General features: G+C 67.4%; 9 protein-coding genes. 3 read left to right on the top strand and 6 right to left on the bottom strand.

Features of this window, described 5'->3' with window-relative positions; all coding sequences use genetic code 11:
• Window positions 1–83 precede the first annotated feature (83 nt).
• Both KNJ79_RS00995 and KNJ79_RS00990 read left to right on the top strand, forming a co-directional pair.
• Window positions 84–734 carry a TetR family transcriptional regulator gene (locus KNJ79_RS00995; RefSeq protein ID WP_317152446.1) on the top strand — a complete coding sequence of 217 codons (651 nt, stop codon included), beginning with the start codon at window positions 84–86 and terminating at the stop codon, window positions 732–734.
• A 33-nt stretch (window positions 735–767) separates the two neighbouring features.
• Window positions 768–1,151: an OsmC family protein gene (locus KNJ79_RS00990; RefSeq protein ID WP_317152445.1), complete on the top strand. Its 384-nt coding sequence runs from the start codon at window positions 768–770 to the stop codon at window positions 1,149–1,151.
• A gap of 382 nt (window positions 1,152–1,533) precedes the next feature.
• Here KNJ79_RS00990 and KNJ79_RS00985 read toward each other — a convergent pair whose 3' ends face one another.
• The gene (locus KNJ79_RS00985) at window positions 1,534–7,239 is read right to left on the bottom strand and encodes an autotransporter domain-containing protein (protein WP_317152444.1); all 5,706 of its coding nucleotides are present in this window, start codon (window positions 7,237–7,239) and stop codon (window positions 1,534–1,536) included.
• 408 nt (window positions 7,240–7,647) lie between these two features.
• Here KNJ79_RS00985 and KNJ79_RS00980 point away from each other — a divergent pair, with 408 nt between their 5' ends.
• Window positions 7,648–9,915, top strand: coding sequence for a sensor histidine kinase (locus tag KNJ79_RS00980; protein ID WP_317152443.1), 2,268 nt, complete (start codon window positions 7,648–7,650; stop codon window positions 9,913–9,915).
• Here the strand turns inward: KNJ79_RS00980 and KNJ79_RS00975 are convergent.
• The 5 genes from KNJ79_RS00975 to KNJ79_RS00955 all read right to left on the bottom strand — a co-directional run bounded on the left by KNJ79_RS00975 (window position 9,901) and on the right by KNJ79_RS00955 (window position 14,569).
• On the bottom strand, window positions 9,901–10,512 hold the full coding sequence (locus tag KNJ79_RS00975; protein ID WP_317152442.1) for a response regulator transcription factor: 612 nt from the start codon (window positions 10,510–10,512) through the stop codon (window positions 9,901–9,903). The genes KNJ79_RS00980 and KNJ79_RS00975 overlap by 15 nt on opposite strands.
• A gap of 112 nt (window positions 10,513–10,624) precedes the next feature.
• Complete coding sequence (locus KNJ79_RS00970; RefSeq protein WP_317152441.1) at window positions 10,625–11,188, bottom strand: sugar transferase; 564 nt, start codon at window positions 11,186–11,188, stop codon at window positions 10,625–10,627.
• A 70-nt stretch (window positions 11,189–11,258) separates the two neighbouring features.
• On the bottom strand, window positions 11,259–12,020 hold the full coding sequence (locus tag KNJ79_RS00965) for a response regulator transcription factor (RefSeq protein ID WP_317152440.1): 762 nt from the start codon (window positions 12,018–12,020) through the stop codon (window positions 11,259–11,261).
• 343 nt (window positions 12,021–12,363) lie between these two features.
• Window positions 12,364–13,308 carry a methionyl-tRNA formyltransferase gene (locus tag KNJ79_RS00960; protein ID WP_317152439.1) on the bottom strand — a complete coding sequence of 315 codons (945 nt, stop codon included), beginning with the start codon at window positions 13,306–13,308 and terminating at the stop codon, window positions 12,364–12,366.
• Window positions 13,309–13,345: 37 nt separating this feature from the next.
• Window positions 13,346–14,569, bottom strand: coding sequence for a glycosyltransferase family 4 protein (locus KNJ79_RS00955; protein WP_317152438.1), 1,224 nt, complete (start codon window positions 14,567–14,569; stop codon window positions 13,346–13,348).
• Window positions 14,570–14,661: the final 92 nt, after the last annotated feature.

The following is a 14,661-nucleotide window of genomic DNA, read 5'->3' as shown; positions in this document are numbered from 1 at the left end:
CGGACGCGATCGCCAGGGCGGCGATCGGCAACAGCGTTGCAATTTGCGCCCGGGGATGGTCTGTCGGGGGCCGAGGAGCGACGATGGCGACGCGAAGCGAAAAAGTGGAAGGCCGGACGCGCGGCTCGATCCGCGAGGCGCTGCTCGACGCCGCGAGCGCCCTGATGCGCGAGCAGGACAGGATCGACGTGGGCATCGTCGACATCGCCGCGCGCGCCGGCGTGAACCATGGCATGATCCGCTATTATTTCGGCGACAAGGAGGGGATGCTCGCGGCGCTGCTCGATCGCGACGTGCTGCGCGCGATTCGCCAGCTCGACGCGCTCCTTCGCCTGAAGGTCAGCGCGACGACGCGGATGCGCATCCACCTCGAGGGCATCGTCGATACCTATTATCGCACCCCCTATCTCAACCGGCTGATCCAGCATATGGTCCGCGACGCCGAGCCCGAGCGCGTGCGCCACATCGGCGACGAGCTTTTGAAGAAGATCGCCGGCGCACAGGCGCGAATCATCGAGGAAGGCATCGCCGCGGGCGAATTTCGCGACGTCGATCCCAAGCTCTTCTATTTCAACGCGATGGGCGCCGCCGACGGCCTCTATTCGAACCGGCTGACCTTGCAGGTGGTGTTCGAGGGCAAGCCGCACGCCGACGACGATCTCCACGACCGCTATCGCCGGCACACGGTCGAAACGCTGCTCGCGGGGCTGGTGAAGAAACCCCCGGCCGGATAGCCGCCGGTCGAGGAAATTTGCAGGAGACCCGAGATGGCCCACGGCACCGCGCGGATCGGCAAGGATCATTATCGCACCGAGATCGCCGTCGGCGGTCATAGCCTCGTCGCCGACGAAGGTCCGGGGCTCGGCGGGCAGAACGCGGGGCCCGCCCCCTATGACCTGCTGCTCGCGAGCCTCGGCGCCTGCACCGCGATCACGCTGCGCATGTATGCCGATCGCAAGGACTGGCCGCTCGAATCGGTCGAGGTCGGCCTGCGCCTGACGGGCAGGCGCGAGGCGATGCGGATCGAGCGGACGCTGACGATCGCCGGGCTCGACGCCGACCAGCAGGCACGCCTCGCCGACATCGCCGAACGCACGCCGGTGACGCTGACATTGAAGAACGGGCTGCCGATCGACACGCAGCTGGTTTGAGGGACGCGGCTCCGGCCCGCTCCCCCACCCAACCTCCCCACAGGATAGGATATCGGGAGGTTGGGTGGGGGAGCGGGCCGGAGCCGCCGGGCCTTAGAGCAAATTGCGCGAAATCTGAATCATCCGCATCCCCGAGCCCTTCGACTGCCCTGGCGGGCGCTCAGGATGAACTTCGGCCTTTGGCCGAAGACGAGGGGCTCGTTCGAGCGGAGCGAGAACCGCAGCGTCGCAGCCTCGACTTCGCTCGGCACAGCCCCTCGTCTTCGCTCGGGGAAACGGTGCAGATTTCCGGCACGATGCTCTAGCCCAATAAGTTGGAGGCCGGAGCGATGGTCTGTCGCTCCGGCCTCTGCCGTCCGATGCCTTCCGATAGGGTCGCGGATCAGAAGGCGAATCGGGCGGTTATCCTGGCCCCCTGAGTGTCGCGGTCCGAACCGAGCGTCGCCATATAGCCCGCGCCGATGGTAAAGGCGCCGGTGGTATAATCGAAGCCCGCCTCGAGCTCGGCCGAGCTCTTGGGGATCAGCGTGCCGGTGATCGTGAACGGCGCGCCGCCGCTCGCAAAGCCCGCCCGGACGCGCGCGCCGCGATCGTCGAAGGCGCGGTTCCACGCCGCCGAGACATAGGGCTTGAAGCCCGTGTCGCCGCCATCGCCCTGCGCCCGCACGCCGAGGCTCAGCAGTGTCGTCTCCTCGGTCGCCTTGGCGACCGCGAGCGCGGCGCTGCCGCCTGTTTCGACGAAGGGGTCGCTTTCGGTGCGCACCAGCGCGAGCCGCGCAAAGGGCGTCACCGCCACATCGCCGGTCGCGACGTCATAGCCAAGCTCGGTGAAGAGCTGCAGCGTGTCGGCGTCGCGCTGCGAGGTCAGCGACTGGGCAAGCGGCGCGAAGCCGATCGAGCGGTTCGTATCGACGTCGTGCCAGGCATAGGCAAGGCCGAAGGCCGCGCGCGGCCCTTCGCCGGTGCCATAGACCGCATGGACCGCCAGATATTTGCTGTCGGCCTTCGCGCGGTCGCTCTTGCCGGCAAGGTCGAAGTCCGAGCTGCCGATGCCCGCCGAGAGCGCCGCCGCAAAGCCATTGCCGCCATAGCCGAAGCCCGCGACGAGCCCCTTGTGGTCGGTGTCCATGCCCGTGCGGCCGGCGTCGGGCGCGAAGTCGCCCCAGCCGCCGAACGCCGAGCCCCAGACGAAGGCGCCGCTCGCCTCGGGCGCCGCCATGCCGAGCAGCGCGCCGCGCAGATAGCGGCTGTCGTCATTCAGCCCGCTGATCGTGCTCGCGATGATTTCGCCCGACAAGTCGGCATAGGCCGCCCGCGCGCCCGCCGCATTCTGGTTCACCACCGCCTCGAACAACGGATCGTCGATGCCGCGCGACTGGATCGCACCCGCGACCGCCGCCTGGTTGGCGCCAACCGCGACGTCGGCGAAATCGACGTCGTTGCGATAGAGCGACAGCGTCACCGTGTCGGCGCTGTAGCGCAGCAGCGGATCGAGAAAGGCAAGGTCGCTGGTCACCGATCCGAAGGTCCCCTCGACGCCCTCGGCGCCGGTCAGGATCACATAGTCGGTGCGCCCGGCATAATTGCCGTCGGCGGCGAGCACCGCGACGCTCGCATCGCTGTCGATCGTGACCGTGCCGGTCGCGTCGATGCGGTCGGCCTGCCCCGCGGCATTGACCTCGACCTCATAGACCGCGCCCGCCGCGAAGGCGAGGTCGCCGGCGACCGTCAGCCGTCCGATCGAGTTGCCCGGCGCGATCGTGCCGCCATTGCCGACGTTCGTCGATCCGACGGTGCCGTTGCCGCCGAGCGCGCCGCCCGCGTTGACGAACACCGGCGAGCTGATCGAGCCGTTGACCGCCAGCTTGCCGCCGCCGATCGTCGTCGGGCCGGTGTAGCTGTTCGTTCCCGTCAGGTTTAGCGTGCCGCTGCCCGTCTTGGCGAAGCCGCCGGTGCCGGTGATTTCGCCCGCGAACTCGCTATTCTCTTCCTGATCGACCGTCAGCTGGTTCGCGCCGATGTTGACGCTCGCCCCCTGCTGACCGGCGAGGCCGCCGATCGTCTGGTCGTTGCCGCTGAGGTCGAGCGATCCGCCGCCGACGTTGAAGTCGGTTTCGGGGTCGATCATCCCCCCGATGCGGACCGAACCGCCAAGGATGTTGGTGATGCCGTCGAAATCATAATCGCCGGTGAAGGACAGCGTCCCCGCGCCCATCTTGTCGAGCGTGCCGGTGCCCGAAAAGGCGCCGATGAAATCATAATCGTCCGACCGGTTGAAGACGAAACGGCCATCGTTGACGAGATCGCCTTCGAAGATGCCGGTCGTGCCGCCGTCGCCGAGCTGAAACACGCCGTCGCCTTCGGTCGCCACGGTCGAGGCCAGACGGCCTTCGCCGGTCAGAACCAGCGTGCCGTTCGCAACCTCGGTGCGCCCCGTATGCTGCGCGGCGTCGGCCCGGTCGACGACGATCGTTGCCGCGCCCTCCAGCCGGACGGTGCCGGTGCCGGTGATGACCAGATCGTCGGCCTCCGCCAGCACTTCGTCGCTGTCGAAATCGAGCACCAGCGTGCCGCCGGTGACGACGCTGGTCGTCAGGATCGCGCTGTCGGGACCGAACTCGGTCGCCACTTCGCCGACCTTCAGCGTCGCGCCCGATGCGATCTGGACGCTCTCGAATTCGCCGACATAGCCCGCCGAAGTCCAATAGCCGTTCGCGACCTCGAGCGTTTCGAAGCCCGCGACCGCGCCGACCTGCTGCGCCTCGGTCAGTTCGAGCACATCGCCGTCGAGCGTTAGACTGTCGATACCCTCGCCCGCGTCGACGAGGCCGGTGATCGCGCTGCCCGTCTGCAAGGTGACGCTGTCGTCGAAAGCACTCAGCGTCGCCGCGACGCCGTCCCCGCCGGTCAAGGTGCCGCTGTTGACGAAGGCGATCTGGCCGAGCGAGCTGAAGGCGACGCCCGTGTCGCTGACGATCGTGCCGCTGTTGTCGGCAGTCGCCGTATCGACGTCGATCAGCACGCCGCCCTCGATCGTGCCCGAATTGACGAGTTCGCCCGCCTTGCCGGGGCTGCTCTGCCTGCCGATCACGACGCCGTTCAGGCCGCCCGAGATCGTGCCGGCGTTGGTCACCGACGCCCCGCTCACCGCGAGCACGCCATAGCGCACGCCCGCGATGGTGCCGCCGGCCTCGTTGACGACGCTGCCGAGCATCGCGCTGCCGCTCGTATCCTGCGCGGCGAAGGCCTGGATGGTGACGCCGTCGGTCAGTTCGCCCGAAAGCCCCTCGATCGTGCCGCTGTTGGCCACGCTGCCGCCGCCGAACAGGCGCACGCCGTCATTGGTCTCGCCGCGGATCGTGCCGCTGTTGACGATCTCGGTTCCCGTCGCGCGCGCTTCGAGCTGGCCCGTGTCCTCATTGAAATAATATTGGGTGACGATCCCGTAGCCGGCACCCGAAATCGTGCCGCTGTTGGTGACCGACGCGCCCGCCGACTGGATCATCACGCCCGCATCGGCTGGCGCATCATTGGCCTCGGCGGCGCCGTTGCCGCGGATCGTACCGGCATTGTCGAGCGTCAGCGTGCCGTCGCCGCCGGCATAGATGCCATGCGTCGCGCCTTCCATCACCCCGTCGGCGGCATTGGCGATCGTGACGTCGCCGAGCGTGCCGTGGAACACCGCGGCGCCCGCTTCGCTGAGGATCGTGCCGCTGTTGTCGAGGCTGGCGGTCGCAAGGTCGCTGCCGAAGCCGACGCCATAGCCATTGAGCCCGTCGGCGCGGGTTCCGGTGATCGTCCCCGAATTGGCGAGGCTCGCGGTGAGTCCGCTGCGGTCGCCGCTGTCGAGCGCGGTGCCCTGGATGAAGACGCCGCCGTCGGTGCCGGTGATGGCGCCGGCATTGTCGACGTCGCCGCCGCCCGACAGGATGATGCCGAAGCGTTCGCCCTCGATCGACCCGCCCGCGGCATTCGTGACCGACGCGCTATAGTCGTCGCTCGCCTGGTCGGCGAAGCCATACATCGAGATGCCGTCGGCCGCGACCGCGCCCGTGCCGCTGATCGTGCCGCTGTTGGTCACGCTGCCGCCGCCGATCAGGCGCACGCCGTCGTTGCTTTCGCCCGCGATCGTGCCGCTGTTGTCGATCTCGGTCCCCTTGGCGAGCCCGACGAGCGCACCCGTCTCCTCGTCGAACACATAGACCGTCGTGATGCCCGCACCGGCGCCCGAAATGGTGCCGCTGTTGGTGACGCTCGACGACGCGGTGCCGATGGTGACGCCCGCGTCGGGGGTGCGGTCGAAGCCATCGTAGCTGCCCTCGCCGCGGATCGTTCCCGCATTGACGAGCGCGAGCGTGCCTTCCGAATTCGCATAGACGCCCGACGTCGCCCCGGTGATCGTGCCGTCTGCGGCATTGGTCACCGTCACATCGGCGAGCGAGCCCTGCAGCACGCCGACGCCGAAGTCGCTCGTGATCTCGCCGCTGTTGTCGAGCGTCGCGCTCGCCATGTCGCTGCCGAACACGAGCCCGTGGCCGTCGCCGTCGCTGCCGCCGAAATCGCCGGTGCCGCGGATCGTCCCCGAATTGACGACGCTCGCGGTCACGCCGCTGCGGTCGTCGCTGTCGAGCGCGGTGCCCTGAACGAAGACGCCCCCGACGATCCCTTCGATGGCGCCGGCATTGTCGATGTCGCCGCCGCCCGACAGGATGATGCCGAAGCGCTCGCCGCTGATCGTGCCGCCGGCCTGATTGGTGACGAGCGCGCTGTAATCCTCCGCCGCCTGGTCGGTATAGGCGTACATCGAGATGCCGTCGGCATCGCCGCGCCCGCTGCCGCTGATCGCGCCGCTGTTGGTGACGCTGCCGCCGCCGATCAAGCGGATACCGTCATTGCTTTCGCCCGAAATCGCGCCGCTGTTGCTGACTTCGGTATCGGTCGCGCGGCCTTCGATCTGGCCGGTCGCGACATTGTAATAATAGGCGGTGGTGATACCCGCGCCGGCGCCCGAAATGGTGCCGCTGTTCTCGACCGTCGAGGGCGCGCCGAGGATGGTGACGCCCGCGTGCGGCGGCTCGTCGAAGCCGTCGTAGCTGCCGTTGCCGCGGATCGTCCCGGCGTTGACCAGGTCGATGCCGCCCTCGTCGTCATAGACGCCGATCGTCGCGCCCTCGATCACCCCGTCCGCTTCGTTGGTGATCGTCGCCCGGCCATAGGAGCCATTGGCAATGGCGAAGCCGCTCGTGCCGGTGATCGTGCCGCTGTTGACCAGTTCGGACGATTCGAGGTTGCTGCCGAAAGTGACGCCGTTGCCGCCCGAGATGGTGCCGCCGTTGGTCACCGACGCGGTCTTGCCCGTCTCTTCGGTGGTGTTCGTCTGGATATAGAGGCCGCCGGTCAAGCCGCTGATCGACCCTTCATTCTCGACGACCGCGCCGCCCGAAATGATCGCGCCGAAACGCGTGCCGGCGACCGTTCCGCCTGCTTCGTTGGTCAGCGTGCCGATCGCCGTCACGGCCGACAGGTCCTGATCGTCATAGGCGAACATCGAAACGCCGTCCCCGCTCGTCGGAACGCCGTCGGGACGGAACCCGCCGCTGATCGTGCCGCTGTTGGTCACCGCGCCGCCGCCGATCAGGCGAATGCCGTCATGCTCCTCGCCGCTGATCGTGCCGCTGTTGTCGACCGTGACGCCGATCGCGCGCCCTTCGAGCAGCTGGGTATTGGCGTTGTAGAAATAGGCGGTCGAAATGCCGTGGCCGCCGCCCGAGATCGTGCCGCCGTTGGTGATCGTCGCGGGGCCGCCGTCGACGAGGACGCCGCCCTCGGGCGGCGCGTCGAGCCCGTCGTAGCTGCCGTTACCGCGGATCGTGCCTTCGTTGGTGAGAGTCAGCGAAGTGCCGCTCGACCGGATGCCGTTCTTTTCGCCTTCGATCGTTTCGCCTTCGGGATTGTCGATCGTCGCCTGCTGGCCTTCGGGTATGAAGCGCCCATAGTCCTGGGCCTGCGCGGGCGACGCCATCTGCATGATGGCAAGACCGGCGATCGCGCTGGTCGCGAGCAGACGGGATTTCGAAACAGCCGACATCAAAACATACTCCCCTGGATATTGCACCGACAGGCGGAATCGCGCGGCGAAGCGGCGCCGTGCGCCGCTCCTTGCGTCATCCACCGATCAAACTTGCGCCCCCGGCCGAACGAGGCGCCGCGCGTCGGCGGACCTCTTCGGCTTTGTTGTCGTGGAGCTAATTGGCGGCCGTGCGCGGCGCTACCCAAATCAATTTAGGGTGCGCCGCCTGTCGCCGACCGCCAAACGCGCCATCCACGGCGGCGCGATGCGCGACGGCGCGGCGCCAAGTCTTTGCCCGGCTCCTGAAAAATGATGAAACATCGTGGGGCGAGATTCTGAAAATTGTGAAAGCGCTTTATATCAATTGATTACTATTGACGCGACGTGATGCGCCCGGCCTATGGACGAACGGCTGGGGGGCAGAGCATGACAATCGGGCGGTGGATCATCCTTGTGGCGTTGGCGCTTGCGGCCAGCGCCCTTCCCGCGCACGCCGCGGCACCCGCGCTCCCCACGCTGCTGCTCACGCCCGGCCAGGACGCCGCCGAGGCGGCGCCCTATATCCGCTATGCCAAGCGGCCAGCGGGGGTCGGCGCCGATACGCTGGATGCGCTGCTGGCGGGCCCGCTCGCGCGCATCACCGGTCCGACGATCCATTTCGGCCCGCCGGGCACGCGCACGGTGCTGTTCTTGCGCGTCCGCAATGGCGGCAGCGATCCGGGCAGCTGGATCTTCACGACGGGGCGCGGGTCGCTCAAATATTTCCGGCTCTACGAAGTCGCGGGCGGCCGGCCGATGCTGCGCGTCGACGGGACCGACGGCCGCGAAGCGCGCGACAATCTGCGCACCTATCAGGCGTTCAGCAGCGAATTGGTGCTTCAGCCGCGCGAGGAAAAGCTGATCCTGATCGACTTCCTCTCCGAAAATTCGACCTACATGCCGATCCGCATCGAAACCTATGGCAGCTTCTTCAAGGACCGCCGCGCCAATATCGCGATGGTGTCGGGGGTCGTGCTGGGGGTCGTCATCCTGATCCTGCTCAACTTCCTCTTCTTTCAGGTCACCGGCTATCGCGAGTTCGTCTGGCTGGCGATCGCGCAAGGCTTCTTCGCGCTGAACACGGTCCATTCGGAAGGCTATATCACCATCTTCTTCCTCGCCGACAAACCGCTGCTCGGCGTCGGAATCGAGGATGCGATCAAATGCGGCTTCGCCGCGGCGATGGCGCAATTCTGTCGCAGCTTCGTCCGCACCGCGACGCACTTCCCGCACCGCGACCTGACGCTCAGGATCTTGATCGGTGCGGCACTCGCGCTCGCGGCGCTGCAGCCCGGCCTCGCCATCTATCCGCCGGCGATGCGCGCGGCGCTTCATATCGGCGTGTGGTTCGTCGCGGTCGCGGTCGCGCTGTTCCTGCCCTTCGTCGGCTTCGCGGCGATGCAGCAGATCGGGCGCCAGCTCTGGCCTTTGTTCGTCGGCTGGGCGGCGCTCGCGCTGTTCATCGTCTATGCCGCGGTCGCGTCGATGGGCGTCTTCACCTGGCTGCCGATCGACTGGCACCTCGCGGGGCCGGTCGGATTGTTCGAATCGCTGATGGTCACGCTCGCGCTCGGCCTCAACCTCAGGAAGATCCAGGCCGACAAGCTCGCCGCCGACGCCAAATATGCGCAGTCGATGGCCGAGCGCGTCGCGATCAGCGAGCGCGCGGCGCGGCTCGCCGAGGAAAAGGCCTTCGCGCTCGCCACGGTCAACAGCCAGAATGCGCTGCTCCACGCCTCGGGCCACGACAGCAAGCAGGTGATCCTCGCGCTCAACAGCGCGGTCGAGGCGCTGAAGCGAACGGGTGGCGCCGGCGCGCACGACGAGCTCACCCGAACGCTGCAAAGCTCGGCGACCTATTTGAGCGAGATTGTTTCGACCACCATCTCGGGGGCGAATATCGTCGGCGCCGAATCGGATTTCGTCGCGCTCGGCTGTTTCCGCGCCGCGGCGCTGACCGAGCCGCTCGCGATGATGTTCAAGACGAGCTTCGCCGCCAAGGGGCTGACGCTCGCCACCGAGATCGCGGGCGATGCCGTGATCGTGTCGGACAAGCCGCTCCTGATGCGCGCGCTCGCGAACCTGCTCAGCAACGCCTATAAATATACCGAACGCGGCGGCGCGACGATCCGCGTCGCGCGCGAGGACGGCCGCGCGATCATTACCGTCGCCGACACGGGGCGCGGCATGTCGGACGCGGTGCGGACGCGGCTCGCGGACGATGCGGTGACGCGGCTGCGCGGCGACGAGCGCGTCGCCGGCACCGGATCGGGCTTTCAATCGGCGCGGCGGCTGGTCCAGAGCCTCGCGGGGTCACTGCGCATCGCCGCGTCGGGAAGCGAAGGAACGACGATCGAAATCGTCCTTCCCTGCGCCTTCGCGGCGACCACTCCGGTTTCGATCGACGAGCTGCAAAGCGCGCTCACCGGCTGGCGGCTGCTCGATTTCGATGCGCGCGAAGACTTCGAGGCGGCGATTGCCGCCGCCGACACGCCGCGCGAACGGATCGTCGCGCTCACCTATGACGACACCACCGTCACCCGCGGGCGGTTGAGCGAGACCGCCGGGATGATGATGATCAAGCCTGTGTGCCGCGAAGCGGCGCAGCATCCGCTCTTCGCGCTGGTGAATAGCAAGGTATCAGAGCAGGCCTAGTTCCTGCGCGCGGTCGACGATCTTGCGGTTGTTGTTCACCTCCAGCTTGCGGCGCAGCTCGGCGATGTGGAACGACACCGTCGGCTGGGCGATCGACAGCCGATAGGCGATCTCCTTGTTGCTTTCGCCCTGCACCAGATAGTGGAGGATCGCCATCTGGCGCGACGACAGGCTGACCGGCGGCTGGCGATATCTGCCGAGCGCCTCGGCCATTGCGGGCGAAATATAGACCTCACCGGCGAGCGCCGCTTCGCATGCCGCGATGATCTCCTCGGGCGGCTCGGCCTTGCCGACGACCGCGCGCGCGCCGAGCTTCAGCGCATAGTCGATCTCGCCATAATGGCTTTCGCCGGTCAGGATGATCACCGTCATGTCGCGCGAACCGACGATCTCGGCGAGGACGTTCACCCCGCGCACGTCGGGCATGTTGAGGTCGAGGATGACGAGGTCGACCGGCTGCGACTGGACGAAGGCGCCGACGGTGGCGCCGCGGTCGAGCGCGCCGACGATCGCGAAGCGCTCGTGCCCCGCGAACAGCAGCCGCAGGCCGCTCTGCGTGATCGGATGGTCGTCGACGATCAATATCCTGTGACGCATGGCCCCCGCATCCCCTGATTCCCACCGGGCAGCGATGCCTTGGATCGCGGCGGTCTTGCAACCCGAATAAATTAGGGTCCCCAAGGGTCCGCGGACGCCGACCCGCGCGGCGTCAAACGCTGCGGCGGTAGAAGATCCGTTCGCCGAACAGCGCGACGAGGATCGTCGTCATCAAAATTCGCGCGTCGAGCAGCGGGCTGCGGTTCTCGATATACCAGATATCGAGCGCGAACTTCTGGTCGTTGCTGAGCAGTGCGTTGCCGTTGATCTGCGCCCAGCCGGTGATCCCCGGGGCGACGCGCGCGCGGCGGCGGCCGAGTTCGCCCATTGCGTCCAGCGTTTCGGGGAGCAACGGGCGCGGACCGACGAGCGCGAGTTCGCCGCGCACCACATTGACCAGCCCGAGCAATTCGTCGGCGCGGGTGCGGCGCAGGATGCGGCCGACCGGCGGCGTCCGCTCGGCATCCGAAAGGATGCGCCCCTCGCGCGTGCGCCCGGTCATCATCGTCCGGTATTTATACAGCCGAAACGGTCGCTGGTTCAGCCCCGAACGGGTCTGCACGAACAGGATCGGGCGGCCGAGGCCGATCAGCACAATCAGCGCGATGGCCGCCAGCAGCGGTGCGGCTGCGAACAGCAGCAGCGCGGCAAAGAGGCGCGAAGCAAGGCCGGGCATGCGTCGGTCCATTCGGCAAAACGCGCTGGGGCCGCCCGGACGCCGGATCGACCGGCGCCCGCGGCTGCCGTCAGGCGGCCACCTGCGCCGGCGCGGGCGGCATCGCAAAATGCGCGTGCATCGGGTTGGGCGCGAGCGCGATATCGGTTTCGATTTCCGCCGGTCCGCTCTCGGCCTGATTGCCGTCGATGCCATGATGAAGCGCATAAATGGCGGCCTGCGTGCGGTTCTGGACTTTCAGTTTCCGCAGGATCGCCTTCACATGGACCTTGACCGTCGCCTCGCTGATGTCGAGCCGGCGCGAAATCAGCTTGTTCGGGTAACCGACGACCAGGCAGCGCAGGATCTCGACCTCGCGGTCCGAAAGCATTTCGCAGATTTCCTCGCTCGCCGCCGATGCCGCCGCGAAAGCGCCGGGCGCGCCGGGAAGCTGGTCGATCAACTCGCCGGGCACGACACGCTCGCCGAGCGCGACGAGGCGGAGCGAGCCGACCAGGCGTTCGCACGGCATGTCCTTGACAATATAGCCGTGCATCCCCGCGCGAAAGGCGAAGACCATATTATCGAAGTCGAACGATTCGGCGAGGAGAACGAGCCGCGCGTCGGGATAGCGCGCCTGAAGCGTGCGAATGTCTTCGCGAACATAAGCGCTCGACCCCTGATCGAGAACGATCATCTCGATCCCGTCGCCGCCTTGGCCGGCGTCGATCAGATGTCGCGGATCTTCGAGCGAATAGGCAATGTCGAAATCTTCTTTGGCCAGAATGTGCCGGAGCCCCTCGCGTATCAGAGCGTTCCGGCCGAGTAGCGCGATTTGCTTAGAGTCGGACATAGTCGTACCCCCAATCGGTCCAAAGCGGACGATGTTCGCGACCCTGACACCCTTTCCGATGCACATAGAAGTTGACGTTACCTTAATCCAACCGAACGTATGGAGTCGAGTCAAACCGCCTACCACCTATGAGCTAGCCTCGCGCAGCCGTTATTCCGGTAAATTCTCGGTCAAAAAATGAATGTTGCGCCCGGCGCACTGAACCAAAGTACTAATTTTCATCCTAATGATATCGCTCCGATTCCGGAGCGAATCGCCGGCGAAGCGACTCATGCCTTCAGCCGGCCGGGCATTTCCGTCGCGCCTTCGCGCCGGGAAGGAAATAGGGGATTTTCCGCAACGGTTATGATTCGCCCGATCGCGCCGGATTCCGGTGGGTTTCGCGGCCGAGGACGCTGTGGAGCCCGGGCCGTTTTTCGCTGTCCGCCTGCCAGTCGCGCACATGCAGCAGCCCGTCGAGCGTCTTCACCAGCAAGCCTTGCGGATCGACCGCCACCACCTGTCCGGGCACCGCCAGATGGCGCCGGTCGTCAGGGCGCGCCGATGCGGCCCAGATGGTCAGGCGCTCGCCGCCGAACAGGGTGAAGGCGCCGGGATAGGGCCGGCCGGTCGCGCGGATCAGCCGCTCGATCTCGGTCGCCGGGCGCGACCAGTCGATCCGGCCGTCGGCCGGGCGCCGGCGCGCCGCATGGGTGGCGCAACGCTCGTCCTGCTCGGCGCCGTCCGCGTCGCCCGCCGCCAGGCGTTCGAGCCCGCGCGCGACCATTGCCGCCAGCGCATCCATATGCCTGGCGTAAAGCGAGGCCGCGGTCTCGTCGGGGGCAACGTGAAAGAAGCGCTGTTCGAAGACCGGGCCGCTGTCGACCCCCTCGTCGATCCAGAAGAGCGTGCCCGCGGTGATCGGCTCGTCGTTCAATATGGTCCAGGGAATCGCCGCACGCCCGCGCAGTCGGGGCAAGGCGGCGGGATGATAGCCGAGCACGCGGCCGGGGAGCAGCGCGAGGAAATCGGGCCCGCAGATCTGCGACCAGCCGCAGACGAGCAGCAGGTCGGGCGCAACGCCCGCGATGCGCGCCAGCGTTTCGGGAGCATTGATCCGCTCGGCCGGCAACAGCTCCGCCCCGCACGCCCGCGCGGCCCCCGACAGATCGCGAAAATCGCTATGCCGCGCGGCAAGCGTCGCGGGCAGCGTCACGACCATCGCGACGCGCCAGCCCGGCGCGGCGCTCGCCGCGCGGATCGCGACTTCGGTGCTTTCGACGGCGCCGACGACGATCAGCTTGCGCATCGCATCGCCTGAGCCGCCGGACGTGACGCCGCCTCGCTCATGCCGGACCAAAGCCGCCGCCCGCTGCAACTTTGGTCGCCGCCTGACCCGGCCGGAGCGTGCGTCGCGGAAGCGGATCGGACGAGCCGCCCGCCTGGTCGCGGTCGAGCTTCATGCAGGCCAGCAGCACCTCATTGACCCCATGGACGTCATAGCGGTCGACCGCTGACTTGCGCGCCGCGTCGGCCATGGCGTGCAGCGTGACCGGGTCCGAGAGCGTCTCGACGACCGCCTCGGCCAGCGCGACCGGGTTCTGCGGCGGGATAAGCCGGCCGTTGCGCCGGTCGACGATCGCATCGCGGCACCCCGGCAGGTCGGTGGTGATGACCGGACGGCCGCTGGCGAGCGCTTCGAGGATCGTGCGCGGCAGCCCTTCGCGGTAGAAGGAGGGCAGCGCGAACAAGGTCGACCGCGCGAGAAAGGGCCGGACGTCGCGGGTTTCGGGAAGGATGTCGACGATTCCCTCCTCGGTCCAGCGCCGGCATTCGGCGGGCGAGACGGCGGTCGGATTATTCGGCTCGATGCGGCCGAGAATCTGAAAGCGCACCGCGGGCATCCGGGCTTTGACGAGCCGCGCCGCCTGGACGAAATCATAGACGCCCTTGTCGCGCATCAGCCGCGCGATCATCAGCACGACCGGCGGCCCGCCGGGCAACGGCCGGGCGGCGAAGGCGGCGGTGTCGACCCCCGATCCCGACACCTGCACGACATAGTGCCGGTCGGAAATAATCCCGTTGGCGAGCATTTCGTGGCGGTCGTCCGAGTTGAAGACGAAGATGGTGCGCGCCGAACGCACCCCCTCGCGATAGAGGCGGCTGACGAAGCGGCGCAGCAGGCGCCTTTTGTCGGCCTCGGCGCTGAAGACATAGCCGAGCCCGCTCATCAGCACATGAAATTGCGCGCGGCCGGTCAGCCGCGCGGCGATCCCGCCATAGATGATCGGTTTCTGGGTATAGGCGATCACCACGTCGGGCCGGTGCTTGCGCATCAGGCGGACATAGCCGGCGATGGTGCGCAGATCGGCGAGCGGGTCGATCGACGCGCGCGCCATCGGCACCTGCTCGAAACCAACCCCCATCGCCGCGAGCTTTGCCAGCACCTCGGGGTCGCGATCGGGCGCGGTCGCGACGACCTCGTGCCCCGCCGCGACGAGCGCGTGCAGCAAGGCGCCGCGAAAATTGATCAGCGAAAAGGCCAGGCTCGAGTGCAGGAAGATCTTCACGTTGCCAGCAACCTCCCTTGCGTCCGGCAATCGACACCGGACTTCAACCCTCACCGGGAAAGCTAGTCCCGCGCGGGCGCGGGCGTGAGACC

This window comes from Sphingopyxis indica, from assembly GCF_032879645.1.
GTDB lineage: Bacteria > Pseudomonadota > Alphaproteobacteria > Sphingomonadales > Sphingomonadaceae > Sphingopyxis > Sphingopyxis indica.
Note: the sequence above shows the minus strand (reverse complement) of the source record. Positions and strands in the feature narration are given on the sequence as shown.